The organism is Geomonas diazotrophica (assembly GCF_018919385.1).
GTDB classification, from domain to species: Bacteria; Desulfobacterota; Desulfuromonadia; order Geobacterales; family Geobacteraceae; genus Geomonas; species Geomonas diazotrophica.
The window spans coordinates 56,298-75,073 of sequence record NZ_JAHLMF010000007.1; the positions used below are offsets into that span (position 1 = coordinate 56,298).

Genomic DNA, 18,776 nt, shown 5'->3' on the forward strand with positions numbered 1-18,776 from the left:
GTTCTCCTTCTATGGTGGTAGCTGCGTACTGGTTCGTGGTTAAGAGTGACGGCCGTTGCCGTTGTGTTCCGTGAGGTCGACCCTTCTGGTTTCCTTCACCGTTTCCAGGACTACCTGGGTGCGCATGGATCTCACCCCGGGCAGGGGGCGGATCTGCTGCAGGATCCTGGCGAGGGTGGTGTGGTCGGCGGTTCTCAGCTTGACCAGGAAGCCGTCCGGACCAACCACCTGGTGCACCTCCTGCACCGAGGGGATGGCGGCCAGCGCCGTCGCGGTCTGTGCGTCGGTTCCGTCCGTCTCGACCTGGACGAAGGCGGAGAGCCCCTGGTGGAAACAGGCGGGGTTCAGCCTCACCTCGTACCCTTCGATGATCCCCCGCTCCTCGAGCTTGCGGATCCGCTCCAGGACTGCCGAAGGGGCCATGCCGACCTGCCTGGCCACCTCCGCGTTGGGGATTCTCGCCTTCTCCTGAAGAATCTCCAGTATGTGGATGTCTATTTCGTCGAACATTCTTGTTTACACCTTTCGGCGCGAATTTTATTCATAATGTAATACGTTGTAAAGAATTTTTTTCGGGAGCGTTCAGGGTGCCGGGCTCTTCGGGAGAATTATCTGGCACTGGCATGGGGGGGACCGTACAATAGGAGGCAGGTAGGTAAATACGGCTGATTCTCCAGCTGTTGAGGAGGCAGATATGAAAAGGACGATGATGTTCCTGGTGATGATCTTCTTCTCCCTGGCCGCCGTCGGAGTTGCGGCAGAGAAGAAGGGTGGCGTAGCGGCGGTGCGGCAGGTGATCACGGTGCCCGCCGACATTCAGTGGCAGGCCGGTCCGCCGGCGATACCCGGCGCACAGATGGCCGTGTTGGAAGGGAATATGGCCAAGGGCGGTTTTTTCGTGGCGCGGCTCAAGCTCCCGGCCGGGGCGAAGATCGCGCCTCACTACCATGACAACGTGGAACGGGTGACGGTGATATCAGGGACCGTGAAGCTTGCCATGGGGGTGACCCAGGATAACCCCACCGTGCTTCCGGCCGGGAGCTACTTCGCGCTCCCGCCCAAGAAGGTGCATAACGGCTGGGTGGACGAGGAAACCGTCCTGCAGATAGCAACGCGCGGCCCCTGGAGCCTGCATGTCGTGAAGGGCGGGAAGTAGGGCGCAGCAGACAAGACGTGAAGCAGAAAAGCAAAGGGACCAGCCGGCGGCTGATCCCTTTTTGTTGCTCATATTTTCAGGCGCTCGCCTCTCCGGCCCGTTTCCAGCGCCGGTGCATCCAATACCACTGGGTGGGATGGGCCGCCACGAAGTTCTCCACGTAGCGTGACAGCGCCTGGGTCTCCTTCTGGATACCGTGGTCGCTCATGTCCCCGCTGAAATGGTGCTCGGGGTAAAAGGTGATGACGTGGCGTTCTCCCTCGCGGTGGATGAACACGGGGAGAAGCGGCGCACCGCTTTTACGGGCGATGAGAACAGGCGCCTTGGTCGCCCAGGCTTTGCGCCCCATCATGGTCACCAGTACTCCATCTTCCGGCCCGGCGGCCTGGTCTGCCAGGATGCCGACCAGTTCGCCCGATCTCAGCGCCGAGAGTATCCCTCTGAATGCCCCCTTCTTGTAGATCACGCGGCTTCGATAGCTCATGCGCATCCGCTCCACCATCTGGTTGAAGAACGGGTTGTTCTGGCGCCTGGCCACCACGACTCCGTCACCGAACAGACGGCTGAAGGCGAGCGCCATGAGCTCCCAGTTGCCGCAGTGCCCGCTGAAACAGATGATCCCCTTCCCCTTCGCGCGGGCCGTCTCGTAGTGCTCCAGGCCGCGCAGCTCGATCCCGGCGATGAGGTGGTCGCCGCGGCCGTGGTAAAGCTGGCAGATTTCGATGAGGGACTTGCCGAGGTTGGCGTAGTTCTCGGAAGCGATCGACGTCGCTTGGCTGCCGGGGGGGCACCAGAGCGGGTGTTCGTTCAGGTAGGGGAGGGCGTGCTTCAGGTTGTCCATGACGATGGCGCGGCGCCGCGGGAGAAGGCTCCAAAGGACGTATCCCACCATGCCCCCCAGGCGTTGCAATGCTGCGGCGGGGATAAGGGCCCCTGCCAGGGTGAGGCTGTAGAAAAGCGCAGCCTGCAACCTCCAGAATGTTTGTTGCATTAAATACCTATGTACTTTCTCGCTGTGACCCTGCTCTCCCGATCCCGCTACAGAGCGGCATCGGCAATCTCTTCCGGCAGGACGCCGGCCTCGTCTTCGGGGTCACTTTTCTCTTGTTTGCGCAGCGCTTTCTCCTGCTGCTTCTTTTTCCGGTCCAGTTCTTTCTGCCGCTTTTGAAATTTGAAATTGGTATTTGCCATTGGGCCTCCCTATAAAAACGTCTGCGCAACGACATGAAGCGTGTCTTTTTTCGCCTTTTGGTTGCTTAAAAAGACGAAACCATACTGGATTACCACCATTTAAATAGCAACAATATTATGTATTTTGTGGGATTTATAATATTTGTAGGGGGTAAACCACCGAATACGCTCGCTATATTTATATTTAGTTGCACTGCTCACGTCTGATTCAAGGCTCCCGAAAATAGCAAAATTCCCGTCTTGTAAGCAAAGATCACGTATTTAAATAGCTTGCTTTGTGAATACAAACCTGTTACGGTGCCAGAGGATTCGGAATCATCCGGACATATTCGCAACACACTTGGAGAAAGAATCACATGGCAAACGGTACTGTAAAATGGTTTAACGACAGCAAGGGGTTTGGTTTTCTGGAGCAGGAGAACGGTGAGGATGTATTCTGCCACTTCTCCGCTATCAGCGGCGACGGGTTCAAATCCCTGGCTGAAGGCGATAGCGTGACCTTCGACGTGGTCAAGGGCCCCAAAGGGCTCCAGGCTGCCAACGTCAAAAGGGTTTAGTAAACACACCCCCGGCGGGGCGACTGGTTCTGCCTGATCCGCCCCGTACGGCTCCTTTCACGGACGTGGCCCCTTGGTTCAATCTTGGGGCCACATCCTTGTTTGCCCTTCCTGCCGATCTCGGCCACCCGCGCCACCGCCATAGCCACGTACAGCGCAATCCGGCCGCTTCTTCTGCCTCGGCGTCACACCTTCTTCGGCCCACCTGCCCGTACACGGCTATCCAGACACTGTCCCGCAGCCAACCTCGTATCCGGGTGTCAACCCGGAGTGCTATCTTTTTTATGCCGTCAACAGTAAGGGGAGAGGTATGTCCATCAAACGTGGGGACGTAGTAAGCCACTGTGGAGCGAGCCAGTGGGGGGTCGGCAAGGTCGTCGAGGTCTTCCCGACACGGGTGACCATCCACTTCAACGATGGGGTGGTCAGAAAGATCGTCAGCTCGCACCTTGGAAACCTGCAACCGGCAGAGCCGGGTTCGTTCCAGCCGGTACGCGCTGAGGAGCAGAAGGCACCGCAAAAGGCTGCTTTGCCCAGGGTCAAGAAGAGCACGGCTTTGCCCAAGGAGAAGAAGATCGCCTCATTGCCTAAAGAGAAAAAGAGCACGCGCAAAGGCGCGTTAAGCTGAATTTCGATTGCGGTCCCGCTGTGGCGGGTGCCGCGGGTGCGGAAAGGAACGAGGGATGAGCCGATGCGGCTGATCCCTCGTTTGCGTTGGTACTCTGCTGTTTGGTGACGCTTCCCGTTAGCCGGGGGTGAGCCGCAGGCGGATCTGCCGCGCCGCCTGCACCATGTTGGCGAGCGACGCCTCGATCTCGGGCCATCCGCGGGTCTTAAGGCCGCAGTCGGGATTAACCCAGAGCCGCTCCGCCGGCAGGACTTCCGCCGCCAGACCCAGAAGCGTCGTCATCTCCTCGACGGTGGGAACGCGCGGCGAGTGGATGTCGTAGATGCCCGGGCCGACGTCGTTGGGATAGCCGTACTGCCGGAAGTGGGACAGCAGCTCCATCCGGGAGCGCGAGGACTCGATGGAAAGGACGTCGGCGTCCATGGCGACGATGGAGGGGAGTATGTCGCCGAATTCCGAGTAGCACATATGGGTGTGGATCTGGGTCTCGTCGCTCACCCCGGCGGTGGAGAGACTGAAGGCCGCCACCGCCCATTCCAGGTACTCGGGCCAGTCGCGCCGGCGCAGCGGCAGCCCCTCCCGTATGGCGGGCTCGTCCATCTGGATCATGGAGATCCCCGCCTGCTCCAGGTCGGCCACCTCGTCCCGCAAGGCAAGCGCGATCTCCCTGCAGGTCTCGGAGCGGGGCTGGTCGTTGCGGACAAATGACCACTGCAGGATGGTGACCGGTCCGGTGAGCATCCCCTTCACCGGGCGCTTGCTGAGCGACTGCGCGAAACTGCTCCATTCCACCGTCATGGGACGGGGGCGGGCCACGTTGCCGTAGAGGACCGGCGGCTTGACGCAGCGCGACCCGTAGCTCTGCACCCAGCCGTTCTGGGTGAAGGCGAAGCCATCCAGTTGCTCCCCGAAGTACTCAACCATGTCGGTGCGCTCGAATTCGCCGTGCACCAGCACGTCCAGCCCGAGCTTCTCCTGTTTCTCGATGCAGCGCCTGATCTCTGCGCGCAGGAAATCCTGATACCCTTCGCTGTCGAGCGCTCCGCTGCGCCACTTGGAGCGCGCCTCGCGCACCTCCCTCGACTGGGGGAAGGAGCCGATGGTGGTGGTCGGAAGCAGTGGCAGGTCGAAGCGACGCTTCTGCCTGGCGCTCCTCTCCGCGAAGGGGGTGCCGCGCCTGGTCATGGCTTCAGTCACCTGTTCCGCCCGATGCCGGACCGCCGGGTTGTCGGCGGCTGCGGCAGCCCGACGGCGGGCAAGCGCGGCGCCGGCCTGTACGAAGGCTGCATCCTGCGGCTCTTCCTGTTGGGCGGCATCGGCCAGCAGGCGCACCTCGGCTACCTTCTGCGCCGCAAACGCCATCCAGCTCTTCAGCTCCGCGTCGAGCCTGGTCTCCGCGTCGAGGTCGACGGGCACGTGCAGCAGCGAGCAGGAGCTGGCGACCATGACCCTTTCGCTCCCAAGGGCGTCGACGGCCCGTCGGACGGTGCGGTGGGCCTGCTCCAGGTCCGCGCGCCAGACGTTGCGTCCGTCGACGACCCCGAGTGACAGCTTCATCCCGGCCGGCAGCGCCGCAAGCACGCCGTCGAGCTCTTCCGGGGCGCGCACCAGGTCGAGATGCAGCGCCTCGCATCCCGAATCGGTGACCAGCCCAAGGTTTTCGCCGATGGAGCCGAAATAGGTGGCCACCAGCAGACCGGGACGTTTGGCTCCCCCGGCCAGTCGCGTCAGGGCGGTACGGTACGCCTGCTGGCTGGCAGGGTCCAGCTCGAAGCAGAGGCAGGGCTCGTCGAGTTGGACCCAGGTAACGCCGTGGCCGGCGAGAAGCGCCAGCAGCTCCTCGTAGGCCGGGAGCAGGCGCGGCAACAGCTCCAGGGTGTCCAGGCCGGCTGCGACGTCGTCGGCGTACTTGGACAGCTTCAGGAAGGTTACCGGGCCCGGGAGCACCGGACGAGGCGTTATGCCGAGGGCCTGTGCCTCGGCGAGTTCCGCAGAGATCTTGGTGGGGTTCAGGACGAAGCTCTGGTCCGCGTCCAGTTCTGGGACGATGTAGTGGTAATTGGTGTCGAACCACTTGGTCATTTCCAGCGGGGAGAGGTCTATCCCGGCACCGCGGTCCTGGACGCCACGGGCCAGCGCGAAGTAGCGGTTCAAGGGATCTGCTATCTTTTGAAACCGGTCCGGTATGGCTCCGACGGTAACGGCCATGTCCAGCATGTGGTCATAGAGGGAGAAGTCGTTGCAGGGAACCTGGTCCAGCCCCGCCTCCTTCATGATGGACCAGTGCCGGGTACGGATCTCCTGCGCGGTCGCCAGAAGCGACTCCGCCGGAGTCGCGCCGCTCCAGTAAGCCTCGAGTGCCTTCTTCAACTCTCTCGCGATACCGATTCGTGGGTGGCCTAATACAGTGGCAAGAACTGGCATAGTACCTCTCCTCCGCATGCTGTGGACCGAATGGACGACAAGTTGACAATTGTAGCAGCTTCGTTGCGATGTGCAGCTCACCTGTACCGCTTGGCAGCGGCTCTCCGGGGGCAGGAGCCGGCCCAGTCCGGGTGCCGTAACTGCTGAAAGCAATTTGTCATTGACTAGACCAACCATCAAATATAATGTGTTCGCCCGTAAAAAAGGGGTAGAGCCATCACGGCTGATCCTGCCGACCCTGCTCTTGCCCGGAACATCTGCCCAAACATCCAGATCGCGAGGTCTCTTACATGAGGAAATACCTGCTGTTATTTCTCGCTTTGGCCTGTGCTTCCACCTCGGATGCCGCCCTGCAGGGCACCCACCGTTTTTTCACCGGACCGTTGCAGAACGGGCCGGAGGTGACCAAGGCGTGTACCGGGTGCCATGAGAAGCTGACCAACCAGATCACCCATACCGTGCACTGGAACTGGAGTAAAAATCAGACCCTGAACGGCAAGACCGTTGACTACGGCAAGAAAAACGCGCTGGGTAACTCCTTCTGCCTCGCCGTCCCCTCCAATCTCCCCGGCTGCACCAGTTGTCATGCCGGCTACGGCTGGCAGGACGGTACCTTCGACTTCACCAAGACTGAGAACATCGATTGCCTGGTATGCCACGACACGAGCGGCACCTATAAGAAGTTCGCCCTCGGGGCCGGGCATCCGGTGTACCCCGGCGAGCACAAGGAATATCCTGCCGGCAAGGTATGGGAACCGGTGGATCTGGTCCTCTCGGCGCGGTCCATCTCGCGGCCGAGCCGCGCCGCCTGCGGCAATTGCCATTTCTATAGCGGCGGCGGGGAAAACTACAAGCACGGCGACCTCGATGCCAACCTGGATAACCCGACCCCGGAGTTTGACGTGCACATGGGAGCGAAAGGGCTCACCTGCGAATCCTGCCACCAGGCGGCGAACCACGACGTCAAGGGGGAGGCGATCTCCGTCTCCCCCGGTTCCGGCCCGCGCGCCATGGGGTGCGCCGACTGCCACAAGGGCGACCTGCACAAGATCGCCATTCTCAACAAGCACATGAAAAGGGTTGCCTGCCAGACCTGCCACATCCCGACCTACGCCAAAGGCAGCCCCACCGTGCTCTCCTGGGACTGGTCCACGGCGGGCAAGGACCAAAAGGCCGGCGGCGACGCCCTCAACATTTACGACAAGGCGAGGGGAGACCTGGTGCTGGGTAAGGACCTGACCCCGACCTTGATGTGGTACAACGGTACCGTGGAGCGGGTCTTCATGGGGGATAAGATCGATCCCACGAAGGTGGTCCGGCTCTCGACGCCGCGCGGGAACCGCAGCGATCCCGACTCGAGGATATTCCCCTTCAAGGTGATGCGGGCCAAGCAGCCCTATGACCTGGAAAACAATATCGTCGCCGTCCCCAACATCATCGGTTCCGCCGAAAGCGACAGCGCCTATTCGGTAAGGTTCGACTGGAACAAGGCCATCGTCGCAGGCATGACCGCAGCCGGTCTGCCCTACAGCGGTAAGTACGGCTGGATCGAGACCACCACGGTCTGGTCGCTGAACCACATGGTGGTGCCCAAGGACAAGGCTTTAAGGTGCCAGAACTGCCATGGTGAGAATGGGCGTATCGACTGGAAGGGGCTCGGGTACGACAAGGATCCCCGAGGCTAGTCGGACTCAGGCGCAGCAGGTCAAGCAGAAGAAGGGATCAGCCGTTAAGGCTGGTCCCTTCTTGTTTGGGGGCTCTCTCTCGGGGAATTATTGCCAAAGCGCCTGCGGTAGCTTGGCGCCGGCAAGGAACCGTTCCGTTAATTCGGGGTGCTCGAGAAAGGCGAGTACTCCGGTGCCGAGCTCGATGCTGCGGTCATCCAGGCCGACCAGGCGCAGTCCCGAGGCGAGGGCGGTGAAGGCCGTGTCGAAGACCGCCTTCCTGAACAGGTCGGCGGGAACCAGGCGGTCCTCGTCGGTCACCACAGGGAAGAAGGCCTCACTGCAACTCTGGCTGTCCAGCGAGGTTATGGCACGGCAGGCGAGAGGGCGCACGGGGTGGACGCTGCAGCCGCCGTGAGCGTCAAGCAGCGGGCAGGACATCCGCTTCAGGATGCGTTCTTCGTCGTCCATCCAACGTGCCCAGGAGCGGTGTGTGGCAAGGCGCTTCTGCAGCTCGGCCAGTTCCGCGCCCGGAAGCTTTTGGCGCAGCCATAGCGCTATGGTCATCGCCTCCGGGAGTAATACGGCAACGTTGAGGACGCAACAGTGCGGGCAGCCGGCAGCGCAGGCGAATGGGCGATCGACACAGAAACCTTCTGCGGCATCGGCGCAGTCGGCTACCGCTCGCGCTACCGTTGCGGCGTCGGGCCCTTTGCCTAAGGCCTCAACTACCCCGGAAGTCATCTCTGACTGAAATTGCTCTTCATGCCATGACTCGATGCTTTTCATATCGCAAGATTGTACTCAAAGATGTGCAACTGTCACGTTGGGATTTTACCAAAACAGTGGTGGGGCCATACCGACAGTCACGGAGTGGTCCTGATAGCCTTCTTCTGTCAGATGTTCCTTAAATTATTCTTTGACATTGACCTTCATGTACACTAATCTTGCCAGAATTTTAATTTGCCCCTAGCTTCTGTCTAAACCATACCTAGACTGTAGACTCTATTGAAACATGTGAGGCTTTGAATGAGTACCATGCGCATGCTGTTAGTGGCAGTCTTACTGGCCTGTCTGATTGTTCCTTCCGCATCTTTCGCCGACTCCGACGAAGCGTCGATGTTTACCCAGGCCAGGAACCACTACAAGGAGAACAGTTACTATTTTGCCTCCACCTGGCTTGAGAGGATCCTAAAGAAATATCCCAGCACTTCCCAACGGGAGGAAGTGCTTTTGATGCTTGCGAAGTGTTATGCGTCGACCTCGAGGGAAGAGAAGGCGGTACGCACTCTAAAGACGCTGCTGAAGGATTTTCCGAAGGCGTCAGATAAGTTGGAACCCGGCCTGCTCAAGATGGTGCAGGACCAGAGTCAGCCGCCGCCGCAACTGGCAGAGCCTGAACCAGTTCCACCGGCTGCCGAGAAGGCCGCTGCCGAGAAGGTTGCTGCCGAGAAGGTTGCTGCCGAGAAGGTTGCTGCCGAGAAGGTTGCTGCCGAGAAGTCGATGGCTGAAAAATTGTCCGCTGACAGGGTGGCGGCTCAAAGAGTGGCTGCTGAACAGGCCGTTGCTGGGCAAACGGCAGACGGCCAGGTAGGGGGCGCAAAAATCCCAGTTGCCAGACCGACTACCATCGAGGAAGCGGTAGCCGAGAGAACGGCGGCCATAAAGGCTGCAGTTGAAAAAGCCGCGATAGAAAAAGCAGCTACTGAGAAGGCTGCTGCCGAGAAGGCTGCTGCCGAGAACGCTGCTGCTGAGAAAGCTGCTGCCGACAAAGCTGCTGCCGACAAAGCTGCCGTACAGAAAGCTGCCGTCCAGAAAGCTGCATCTAAGAAGGCTCCTGCCAAGAAAACGGCGGCTGCCAAAAGCAAGAAACTGGCTGACAAGAAACCTGCAGTGGACAAAGCTGTGACGCAAGCTCCTGCGCCTCCTTCACCTGCAGTTTCGACGCCGTCCCAGCCGCAGGTGGCATCGGCAGGCGCTGCTTCCGCCACAGGTGCGTACACCCTCGATTTCGGCACTTTTGTACTGAAGTCCGAGATGTTTGGGATCAAGAAAAAGATTAAAAGTGCCGGGATGAAACCGGTAGTGGCGCCCGGTCCCAAGAAGAAAGAGCAGATGAGCCGAATCCATGCCGGCGAGTACACCGAACACCAAGCCGCCGAGAAGATGATGGAAAAACTGCGCAAGGCTAAGGCCGATAATTTCATGCTTCAGGATAAGAGCGGCAAGTTCAACGTTTATGCGGGGTCATACTTCGATAAGGTCGGTGCGGTAGACGAGCAGCTTCGACTGGCCGGCTTTGGCATCACCACCGAACTCAGGCCGACAGCGGTCGAGGTTTCCACCTTCAGCCTGACGGCTGGCTCTTTCAAAAGCGAGAAGGATGCAGCCCGGAAGGGGGCCGAACTGGAGAAGCTGGGCGTGAAACCGACCGTGGTGCAACGTCCGAAATAAGAACGGGGATGGAAAAGAGTAAGAAAGGGAAAGGGGCAACCGCGTGGCTGCCCCTTTCTTATTGGCAAACGGCAACCAGGGTGGCTGCCCTTTGCTGATCTATCTTCAACGGGCGGAGACCCCGCCCGGGAAGCTCATCAAGCCTGTTGGCCGCCCGCCGCCTCGGCGTTACAGCGCTCGACCGACTCCCTGAGCCAGGCGATCTCTTCCGGGTGGAACTGCTTCGAATAGTCGGTGCCGGCGTTGAGCGCCCAGTTGAGCGGCTCCACAGTCCTGAGTGCAAGCAGGTAACCGGGGGCCTCCAAGTAGCGGACCGTGGCGTCCCAGGCATGGAGGCGCTCCAGCGTGCTGAAGAGCATCAGGTAGTCTTTGCCGTCAGCCTCGGTGATCAGCGGCATGACGCCGCCCGATTCTTCCTGTTGCTCACTTTCGCTGAGAATGGGCACGAAAAAGGAGGAGTTGAGAAAGAGGTCGTAGAACTCGCACTGCTTCTTGCCGTCGCTCATGTTCTGGCGCAGGTTTACCAGCGCCTCGTCTAGTTTTTCCATCTAGGGTTTCCTTTGGTGTTGTTATAGTGCGGGAACGGGTGGCCACCACTGGCACCATACCGAACGGGGGGGATCATTTCAAGGATAAAGATAAAGCGATGCGTTACCCCTGCAGCTTGTCGAGGAGTTTGCCCTGGTATTCGGAGAGCAGGTCGAGCGAGAGGGGGCGCTTGCGGGTCATCTCCAGCTTCATCAGCTTGAAATTGAGTTCGCGCACCTTCTTCATCCGCTCCTCGCTCTCCTCCATCTCCAGGATCAGCCGCCGCAGCGAGGCCACCTCGTTGGTCAACTCCACCTCCGGAGGCACGCATCCGGCGTTTTTGAGGACCTTGTAGGCCATGCGCAACTCTTCAGGGACGGCCGAGAGGTCCTCCTGCACCAGCGGCTTTCCGCGCCCGGCGAGGTTGTCGAACTCTCCGCGCTCGATTGCTTCCTGGATCCTTCTCTCTGCTATGATCGCGAAAATTTCCATTCGGCGATTGTGGCAGAACCACCCGCAGATAGTCAACTTTCCTGTCGCCCGGCAAGAGCGTCAGGCGCACGATCACTCGGCCTTGTGCTAAACTCCTTGCCTTGTGTCCACCCCGGGAGCCGGCTTCACAATTCTCATATTAAAACCGGGCCGGCTCGCTTACAATTAAGCAGGTAATTTCACTTCGTTCCCCGGCGTGTTACAACCTGCGGCTCACCGCCGCAGCGCAGTCGTCTTTGAGGATACGATGCAGCATCGGCACCTGAAGGTCAGGCTGGTGAAAAGCGAATGGCTGCGCTACCTGCTGATCGGGACGGGGGTGCTCTCGCTTGCCGCCGGGGGGGTGGGCCTGTTCCTCCCCCTGGTTCCGACGATCCCCTTCCTGCTGGTCGCCGTGATCTGCTTCTCCCGCAGTTCCGAGCGTTTCCATACCTGGCTGGTTGAACACAGGCACTTCGGACCGATGTTGAAGGAGTACCTTGCCCACGGCTCGATCCCGCTCCGCGTCAAGTGCCTGGTGATCGGTGCCATCTGGGTTTCCTTCCCGGTGACCGCTTTCGTCTTTGTGGCAGCGGCGTGGCTGCGGATCCTGCTCCTCTTCATAGCGGCTTGCATCACCGTCTATCTCCTTATGCTGCCGACCGCGCCTCGTCGGGCAAAGGACCCCGAGTCGGGGGAGGGCGAGCCGTGAACTGGGCAGGTTATCGCGTTTTCAGTCGATCCTGAACTGCCGCACCCTTGCCTGGAGCTGTTCCGCGTTCTGGCTCAATAACGCAGCCGCGTCCGCAGAGTCGTGGGCGGCCCGGTTTGTCTGCTGCACCACGAAAGTGATCTGCTGCATGTTCCCGGAGATCTCGTGGGTGGTCGCGGTCTGCTGTTCGGCTGCGGTGGCCACCTGGTTGATCTGCATGGTCACCTCTGCGATGCACTCCATTATCTCGCGTAGCGCCTGCTGCGATTTCCCCGCCTCGACGGTTCCCTTCTCCACCTCGTCCACACCGGCCTCCATGGCATCGACGGCGCTTCGGGTCTCCTGCTGGATCAGCCTGATCATGCCGTCGATCTCCTTGGTCGCCCTCGTGGTACGCTCGGCGAGAGCCCGCACCTCGTCGGCCACCACGGCGAAGCCGCGCCCCTGCTCGCCGGCCCGGGCGGCCTCTATGGCGGCGTTCAGCGCCAGCAGGTTGGTCTGGTCGGCTATGTCCTCGATGGTCCCGAGGATGGCGCCGATCTGTTCGGAGCGTGTCCCCAGCCCACCCACGGTCTGTGCCGACTCCCGGACCCGTGCGGCGATCGAGTGCATGGCGCCGATGGCACCGTCGACGACAGCGGCACCGGCCGACGCGGTGGAGTTGGCATGGCGGGCCAGGTCGGCGGCGCCGGCGCAGTTGAGGGCGATGTCGGACGAGGTGGCAGCCATCTCTTCGCCGGCGGTGGCCACGGATCCCACTTGGCCTGAGACCTGGTCCGCGCCGGCCGCCATCTGCAGTGCCGTTTCGCTGAAACGACCCGACGCCTGGGAGACCTCCTCGGCCGAGTTCCTCACCTGCGCCACCACGTCCTTCAGGTGTTCCGCCATCCTGTTCATGTCCGAAGCCAGCAGCCCCAGTTCGTCGCTCCCCTCGTGTTCGATACGGGTCTTCAGCTCACCCTGAGCGATCAGGTTCACGCCGCGCGCCAGTTGTCCGATGGTCCGCTGTACCGACCTCACCAGTACCAGCATCACCCCTCCTCCCACCACGAAAACGAGCAGTGCAATCAGCAGGCAGTTCACCAGCAGGCCGCGCAGCACACCGTCGATATGACTCATGGAGATGTCGGCGCCGATCACGTAAAGCGTGCCGTCAGCAGAGCGCACCGGCAAAAAGATGGAGCGGAAGGTCCCCCACTTGTCGGAATACTGGTCGTAGTGCAGCTTGTGATCCTGAAATGCGTCCTTGAGCCCCTGGCTGGCGTCCTCGTAAGGATCGAAGAGCTTGCTCTGTTTCCCTGTCTCCTTTTCCTCTTTGGTGTAGCTGGAAGAAGAGAAGACGATCTTTCCGTCCTTTTGCACCATGGTGTAGATGTAGTTGAACCCCGATGCCTTGGCCCAGGCGGTGAGACGGTCGCTAAGGGCATCGAATTCGGCCCGGTTCGGGGGGGCAGTCGCCGCTTTGGCGTGGTAGGGATCAGCGGCAAGACGCACCCCCTCGGCGCAGGTGCGCAGCTCGCGGTCTACGTCGCCCAGGATCTCTTTCTTCTCGCTGTAATAGGTGTGGAGTGTGAAGGCCGCGGTGGTGAAGAGGTTGAGGACCAGCATGGCCCCGAAGAACCTGGTGGACAGTTTTGCCGTTGTGAAGCCTTTCATCGTCTGCTCCTATGTTGCCGGGTATGCTGCGTCTGCACCTTATCGGTGCTGGAACGGCAATCTTTAGAAGCGCGACAGCGGGGAAGGGCAGGAAACGGTGAGACGAGAGGGGGAGCGGGGGGGGGGCGGAATGGGGACCGTTTCCGGTCCCCATCGGACTTATTTCTTGTGCTTCATCGCAACCTTGATCTTCTTGATGTCCTTGCGCATCAAGTCCACGTCGCGCTCGACGTTGAGTACCTTGAGGCGCAGGTCGGTGATCTGCATGGCGAGCTTCTCGTTGCTGGGCACTTCTTTGGCGGCTTCAGCCGCCGGTGCGGGGCTCGCGGGGAGGGGGACCGGCTCGGTCGAGGCAACCATGACCGGTGCGGCCGAGGAGAGCGCCCATCCGCCCACGTAACCTGCGAGCTTGCCGTCATCAGAGGCGACCTTGACCCACCCGCCGGAGCAGCTCTGCGCCGTCACCTTGGCGTCCTTCTTGAGGACTGCTATCACCTTCGCCTTCTTGCTGGCGGTCTTGCGAAGACGGATCTCCGGGGCGGTCACCGTACAGTTGGTGCTCTCGGCTAATGCCGGAACCGCGAATGCTGCTACAGCCGCTGTTGCGAGGATGATGTTGCGGATCATTTTGCTCATGGTGTCTCCTTTTTATGAGTAATGCGACCAAGTGGTCGAGGTTGAGGCGTTAGAGAGAGGCGACGCGAGGCAGTCCCTCATAGTCTTTCAGACTCGGCGTAAAAAATAATACCGGTCAAATTAAAAATAATCAATAATTTTTTGATTCAATTTTTGGCGAGCGTTCTGACTGGCAGGAACCTGTCGTTGTGCGCGGTCATGCCCCGCGCCTCCTTGAGCCTGATCACATGGACTGTTTGCATGACCCTGTTGTACTGAGACAGGGTCACCCGTTCTCCTGACAGTTCGTCGAGCGCCATGTCTGCGATCTCGGGGTACCGTTCCATCGCGGCATGAAGCTGTGAGTACTGGTAGATGGAGATTTCACAACCGCCCTGTTGACTTGCCTTGCGGATACCGGGGTTCAATGCGAAAAGAGCTGTTATGGCGAGAAACAGCAGCACTACGAAGGGTGTCTTTTCCATGAATGACTGACTGCCCGTGGCATCGGGCTTCCTTATAGTTTTCGGTCAACAGTTTTTGTTATCGGCATCGGGTATTTTTACTGAAGAGAAAAATCACCCCAAAAGGAAGAGGCAGCACCTCTCGGTGCTGCCTCTATGCCTTTTCTATGCCGAGGGAAGTCGGCAGCTGCCTGTCATGTCACGTACGATCAGAACCTCTCGAAATCGGAATCGTCCTGATGCATCTCCAATGTCAGTCCGCCCGCAGCGGCCTTCTGCTTCAGGGGCGGCTGAGAGAGGGGAACCGACTGGGTCAGGGTTTTCTTGCGTGCCTGCTTGCCCTTCGGCTGGATGACCTCCTGGACCGGGCGCGCGGGTGGGAGTCGCCTGGCGCCGCGCTCAGTGTCCTCCACCTTGAAATAGGAGATGGAATCCTGCAGCTGCTCTGCCTGGCTGGAGAGCTCCTCGGCGGTGGAGGACATCTCCTCGGCGGCCGAGGCGTTTTGCTGGATGACCTGGTCCAGTTGCTGGATCGCCTTGTTGATCTGCTCGGCGCCGGTGTCCTGCTCGCGGCAGGCCGCCGAGATTTCCATGACCAGTTCCGCCGTCTTCTGGATGTCGGGAACCATCCGGGTCAGCATCTCGCCGGCTCGCTCGGCGATCTCGACGCTGCTGGAGGAGAGCTGCGAGATCTCGGCAGCCGCCTTCTGGCTCCGTTCGGCCAGTTTCCTCACTTCGCTCGCCACCACTGCGAATCCCTTGCCGTGCTCGCCGGCGCGTGCCGCCTCGATGGCGGCATTGAGGGCCAGCAGGTTGGTCTGGCGCGCGATCTCCTCGATGATGGAGATCTTGCCGGCGATTTCCTTCATGGCACCTACGGTGTGCATGACCGCCTCGCCCCCCTCCTTGGCATCCTTGGCGGATTTTGCCGCTATCTTCTCGGTCTGCAGCGCGTTGTCGGCGTTCTGCCTGATGTTGGAGGTCATCTCCTCCATTGAGGAGGAGACCTCTTCCGCGGAGGCGGCCTGTTCGCTCGCACCCTGGGACATCTGTTCCGAGCTCGAGGAGAGTTCCTGGCTCCCCGAGGCCACGTTGTCGGCAGCGCCCTTCACGTCGGTCACCACCTCGTTCAACTTCTCCATCATGGCCCTCAGGGCGATCAATAACTCGTCTTCGGGAGAACGTTCCTGCAGCTTCAGGGTCAGATCCCCTGCTGCGATCTGCTTGGCGACCTCGGCGATGTTGCGGTTGGCCTTGGCCGTGCTGTTGACCGCCTCGGCGATAGTGTCGAAGGTGTGCTTCACCTCGGCAGTGTCGCTGTCGGCCGCCTCCGTCCGCAGCGCAATCGTTACGTCCCCCAGGGCGAGCCTCCCAAGCCCTTCCACCAGTTTCCTGGTCTCGCGGTCCTGGTAGTCCGCGATCTTCTTCGCCTGGCGGGCCGCCGTCTTCACGGAGGTAAGGTCGGTGACCACCTCGAAGGCGCCGATCACCTTGCCATCCTTGTCCTTGATGGGGACGCCGGTGTAGCTGATGTCAAGGTCGAGCCCGGCCGAAGGATGGGCGTCGGTCTCCCGGGTCGCTTCCAGTCCGGTGCCGATGGCCTGGGCGCAGGCGCAGTTGGCGGTCTTGCAGTCGCTGGTCTTGAAGTGGTCGTAACACTTGGATCCGATCACCTGGGCCTGGCTTTTGCCCCCCACCTTCGCCCCCAGCTGGTTCATGTACAGCACGTTGTAATCGTTGTCGATGATCATCGCAGGGGCGGGCATGTTGTCCATGAACCCCACCATGGTGGCCAGGGTGTCGTTGACCCCCTGGACTATGTTGCGGTAGGCACCCTGATGCTTGCGAGTGTCGGCGCGCGCGGTGAGCCTTCCCTCCGTTGCAGCCTGGGCCAGACTGGCGGCGTCGGCATCCAGGGTCTTGATCACCTCGACGCAGCCGTTCACCGCGGCGGCGAGGGAATCGAAGATCTCCTTGGCCGCACCGGTGTCGGCGTCCCCCTCGGCCGTGCTGATGGAGAAGTCCACTTCCCCCTTGGCCAACTTGTCCAGGCCGTGCACCAGCTTCCTGGTTTCCTGCTCCTGATAGTCGCCGATCTTCCTGGCCAGGCGGGCGGCCTGCTTGACCGCGGTCTGGTCGGTCACCACCTCGAAGGCGCCGATGACCTTTCCCGACTCGTCACGTATGGGGAGCCCGGTGTAGGCGATGTCCAGATCAAGTCCAACAGCCGGGTGCGCATCGGTCTCGGAGCTTGCGCTCGCACCGGTTTGCATCGCCCTGCCGCAGGCGCAGTTGGTGCTCCCGCAGTCGCTGGTCTTGAAGTGGTCGAAGCACTTGGTGCCGACCACCTGTGCCTGGGTCTTGCCGCCCACCTTGGCACCGATCTCGTTCATGTACAAGACGCTGAAGTCGCGGTCGATGATCATGGCCGGTGCCGGCATGGTGTCCAAAAGCCCCACCAGGCGTGCCATGGTGGCGTTCACCCCTTCGATGATCCTGCGGTATTCTCCCTGGTGCCGGCTGGCGTCGGCGCGCTCGGTGAGTCTCCCCTCCATGGCGGCCCTTGCCAGCATGTTGGCGTCGGCGGCCATGGCCTGTACCGCGGCGATGGTGACGTTGAGGTTCACGGCCAGTACGTCCTTCTCCGACTTTGGCTGCAACTGGACCGACAGGTCTCCCGTCGCCACTTTCTGGGCAGCCCGGGCGGCTTCGGCGATGTTGTCGACCATCTTGCCGAAGGCTTCAGCCAGGTTGCCGGCCTCGTCCTGCGAGTCGCTCTCGATGACCACATCCACGTTCCCCAGCGCCAACTCGTCGGCCACCTTGATCAGCTTGTTGATGTTCCTGCTGATCCGGGACGCGACCATGTAGCCAAGAAGAAGAACGGCCACCGCAATCGCCAGCGTGAGGGCGGCTATCTTCCAGCGCATCTCTGATATCACCTGGCGCAGGTCGTCCATGTAGAGACCGGTACTGACGACCCACCCCCAAGGCTTGTACAGTTTGACGTAGGAAAGCTTTTCGACGGGGACTGTCGAGCCGGGCTTGGGCCAGCGGTACTGCACGATGCCTCCCCCGTTGTTCCTGGCAACGTTAGCCATCTCGGAAAAGAGCAGCTTCCCGGTCGGGTCCTTGGCGGCACTCTGGTCCTTGCCGTCCAGCTCGGGTTTGATAGGGTGCATGAGCATGACCGCGTTCAGGTCGATGATCCAGAAGTATTCGTTGCCCGCGTAGCGCATTTGCTTGATCCGCTCCCTGGCGCGCTTCTTCGCCTCGTCCAGGGAAAATTCCCCCTTCTGGGCCCTCTGGTCGTATTCCGCGATCAACTCGACCGGCAGGTCGACCACCGCCTTAAGCGTATCCTCTCTTTCCTCGAGGATCTTCGTTTCCAGGGCGGGGAGCAGGTAGAAGAAGTTGACCGCCGCTATGATTACGACGGTGGCCAGTGAGATGCTCAGTACTTTTGCCGAGATGCTCCAGTCTTTGAACCTTTTGATGCTCATTCCATTCTCCCTTTACAGCCTGTTGCCTGTGGTTGGCGCGCTGCAGATTCAGATGAGGCCCACTGGTGAGCCACGAGGTTGTCAGGGAGATTTATCGGTAACCTGTGCGGGAAAATAAATGGGAAATTGGAGCGTGCATTCTGCGAAAAAGAAGGGGCGGCGCTGGCGCAGCAAGATCCCGGTGCGGGAAATGCGACCGGGGGGGAGAGGGGGAGCCGCGGCGGCTATGCCGCCGCGGAGTCCTGAAGCTGGTCTACCTGCCGGGAATGGTTATGCAGAGGCACTGCGCTTCGGCGAAGGTGGTATCGCCGCGGAAGATGCGGCCATGGACCATGATCTTCCTCCCTTCCACGGAGACGACCCGGCTTTCCACGGTCACCACCTTCTTGAGCGGCAGCATGTTGCGGAAACTCACGTTGAGGTTGCCGACCACGATCGGGTAACCGGCCGCCCATGCTGCGAGCCCCAGTGCCTCGTCCATGATGGCCGCCACGGCACCGCCGTGGGCGTGCCCCGGAGGTCCCTCCGCCTCGGGGCCGAGCCAGAAGCGGGCATGCAGATGCTTTTCCGCGTCGCGGTAGTAGCGGGCCCGGAAACGGTCGCCCCTGGAGTCGCCGGAGACGAATCGAAGCGAGTCTCCCACCAGGGCCGGTGCGTCGAACGGCACCCAGTCCGCTGCGCCGCTCAGGTCTATCTCGGTCTGCTCACAAGCTTTCAGTACGGTTGAATTGGGCACTCTGTTTCTCCTTGCTG

18 protein-coding genes are annotated in these 18,776 nt (G+C 60.8%); 6 read left to right on the forward strand and 12 right to left on the reverse strand.

The features are described 5' to 3' along the window. Window positions 1-39: 39 nt before the first annotated feature. On the reverse strand, window positions 40-510 hold the full coding sequence (locus tag KOM00_RS09105; RefSeq protein ID WP_216498611.1) for an Lrp/AsnC family transcriptional regulator: 471 nt from the start codon (window positions 508-510) through the stop codon (window positions 40-42). 184 nt (window positions 511-694) lie between these two features. Here KOM00_RS09105 and KOM00_RS09110 point away from each other — a divergent pair, with 184 nt between their 5' ends. Next, entirely contained in the window at window positions 695-1,156 is a 462-nt protein-coding gene (locus KOM00_RS09110) for a cupin domain-containing protein (RefSeq protein ID WP_216498612.1), read from the forward strand. Window positions 1,157-1,232: 76 nt separating this feature from the next. Here the strand turns inward: KOM00_RS09110 and KOM00_RS09115 are convergent, their stop codons facing one another. Together KOM00_RS09115 and KOM00_RS09120 are read right to left on the reverse strand one after the other, a co-directional pair. After that, on the reverse strand, window positions 1,233-2,147 hold the full coding sequence (locus tag KOM00_RS09115; protein ID WP_216498613.1) for a lysophospholipid acyltransferase family protein: 915 nt from the start codon (window positions 2,145-2,147) through the stop codon (window positions 1,233-1,235). Between the two features lie 47 nt (window positions 2,148-2,194). Continuing rightward, window positions 2,195-2,347, reverse strand: a complete 153-nt coding sequence (locus KOM00_RS09120; RefSeq protein ID WP_216498614.1) for a hypothetical protein — start codon at window positions 2,345-2,347, stop codon at window positions 2,195-2,197. A gap of 356 nt (window positions 2,348-2,703) precedes the next feature. On the opposite strand from KOM00_RS09120, the gene KOM00_RS09125 reads away from it, so the two are divergent. Next, window positions 2,704-2,904 (forward strand): cold-shock protein, encoded by a 201-nt coding sequence (locus KOM00_RS09125; RefSeq protein ID WP_199397015.1) that lies wholly within the window; start codon window positions 2,704-2,706, stop codon window positions 2,902-2,904. A 310-nt stretch (window positions 2,905-3,214) separates the two neighbouring features. Further along, window positions 3,215-3,532 carry a DUF3553 domain-containing protein gene (locus tag KOM00_RS09130; protein ID WP_216498615.1) on the forward strand — a complete coding sequence of 106 codons (318 nt, stop codon included), beginning with the start codon at window positions 3,215-3,217 and terminating at the stop codon, window positions 3,530-3,532. A 117-nt stretch (window positions 3,533-3,649) separates the two neighbouring features. Here KOM00_RS09130 and metE read toward each other — a convergent pair whose 3' ends face one another. After that, entirely contained in the window at window positions 3,650-5,956 is a 2,307-nt protein-coding gene (gene metE / locus KOM00_RS09135; RefSeq protein ID WP_216498616.1) for a 5-methyltetrahydropteroyltriglutamate--homocysteine S-methyltransferase, read from the reverse strand. 290 nt (window positions 5,957-6,246) lie between these two features. Between metE and KOM00_RS09140 the strand changes: the two genes are divergently transcribed. Further along, a complete protein-coding gene (locus KOM00_RS09140) occupies window positions 6,247-7,641 on the forward strand; it encodes a tetrathionate reductase family octaheme c-type cytochrome (protein ID WP_216498617.1) in 1,395 nt (464 codons plus the stop codon). Window positions 7,642-7,728: 87 nt separating this feature from the next. Here KOM00_RS09140 and KOM00_RS09145 read toward each other — a convergent pair whose 3' ends face one another. Then, the gene (locus KOM00_RS09145; RefSeq protein ID WP_216498618.1) at window positions 7,729-8,409 is read right to left on the reverse strand and encodes a YkgJ family cysteine cluster protein; all 681 of its coding nucleotides are present in this window, start codon (window positions 8,407-8,409) and stop codon (window positions 7,729-7,731) included. Window positions 8,410-8,649: 240 nt separating this feature from the next. Here KOM00_RS09145 and KOM00_RS09150 point away from each other — a divergent pair, with 240 nt between their 5' ends. Beyond that, the gene (locus KOM00_RS09150) at window positions 8,650-10,074 is read left to right on the forward strand and encodes an SPOR domain-containing protein (RefSeq protein ID WP_216498619.1); all 1,425 of its coding nucleotides are present in this window, start codon (window positions 8,650-8,652) and stop codon (window positions 10,072-10,074) included. A 137-nt stretch (window positions 10,075-10,211) separates the two neighbouring features. Here the strand turns inward: KOM00_RS09150 and KOM00_RS09155 are convergent, their stop codons facing one another. Then, window positions 10,212-10,622, reverse strand: a complete 411-nt coding sequence (locus tag KOM00_RS09155; protein ID WP_216498620.1) for an SseB family protein — start codon at window positions 10,620-10,622, stop codon at window positions 10,212-10,214. A gap of 103 nt (window positions 10,623-10,725) precedes the next feature. Further along, window positions 10,726-11,094 carry a DnaJ family domain-containing protein gene (locus tag KOM00_RS09160; protein ID WP_216498621.1) on the reverse strand — a complete coding sequence of 123 codons (369 nt, stop codon included), beginning with the start codon at window positions 11,092-11,094 and terminating at the stop codon, window positions 10,726-10,728. 247 nt (window positions 11,095-11,341) lie between these two features. Between KOM00_RS09160 and KOM00_RS09165 the strand changes: the two genes are divergently transcribed. Beyond that, on the forward strand, window positions 11,342-11,785 hold the full coding sequence (locus KOM00_RS09165; RefSeq protein WP_216498622.1) for a YbaN family protein: 444 nt from the start codon (window positions 11,342-11,344) through the stop codon (window positions 11,783-11,785). A 21-nt stretch (window positions 11,786-11,806) separates the two neighbouring features. Here KOM00_RS09165 and KOM00_RS09170 read toward each other — a convergent pair whose 3' ends face one another. The 5 genes from KOM00_RS09170 to KOM00_RS09190 form a co-directional block, all read right to left on the reverse strand. Next, on the reverse strand, window positions 11,807-13,441 hold the full coding sequence (locus KOM00_RS09170; protein ID WP_236026851.1) for a methyl-accepting chemotaxis protein: 1,635 nt from the start codon (window positions 13,439-13,441) through the stop codon (window positions 11,807-11,809). 159 nt (window positions 13,442-13,600) lie between these two features. Then, on the reverse strand, window positions 13,601-14,077 hold the full coding sequence (locus KOM00_RS09175) for an SH3 domain-containing protein (RefSeq protein WP_216498623.1): 477 nt from the start codon (window positions 14,075-14,077) through the stop codon (window positions 13,601-13,603). Between the two features lie 146 nt (window positions 14,078-14,223). Beyond that, entirely contained in the window at window positions 14,224-14,541 is a 318-nt protein-coding gene (locus tag KOM00_RS09180) for a hypothetical protein (protein ID WP_216498624.1), read from the reverse strand. 188 nt (window positions 14,542-14,729) lie between these two features. Then, window positions 14,730-18,023, reverse strand: coding sequence for a cache domain-containing protein (locus tag KOM00_RS09185; protein ID WP_216498625.1), 3,294 nt, complete (start codon window positions 18,021-18,023; stop codon window positions 14,730-14,732). Window positions 18,024-18,276: 253 nt separating this feature from the next. Beyond that, window positions 18,277-18,759, reverse strand: a complete 483-nt coding sequence (locus KOM00_RS09190) for a PaaI family thioesterase (RefSeq protein WP_216498626.1) — start codon at window positions 18,757-18,759, stop codon at window positions 18,277-18,279. Window positions 18,760-18,776 lie beyond the last annotated feature (17 nt).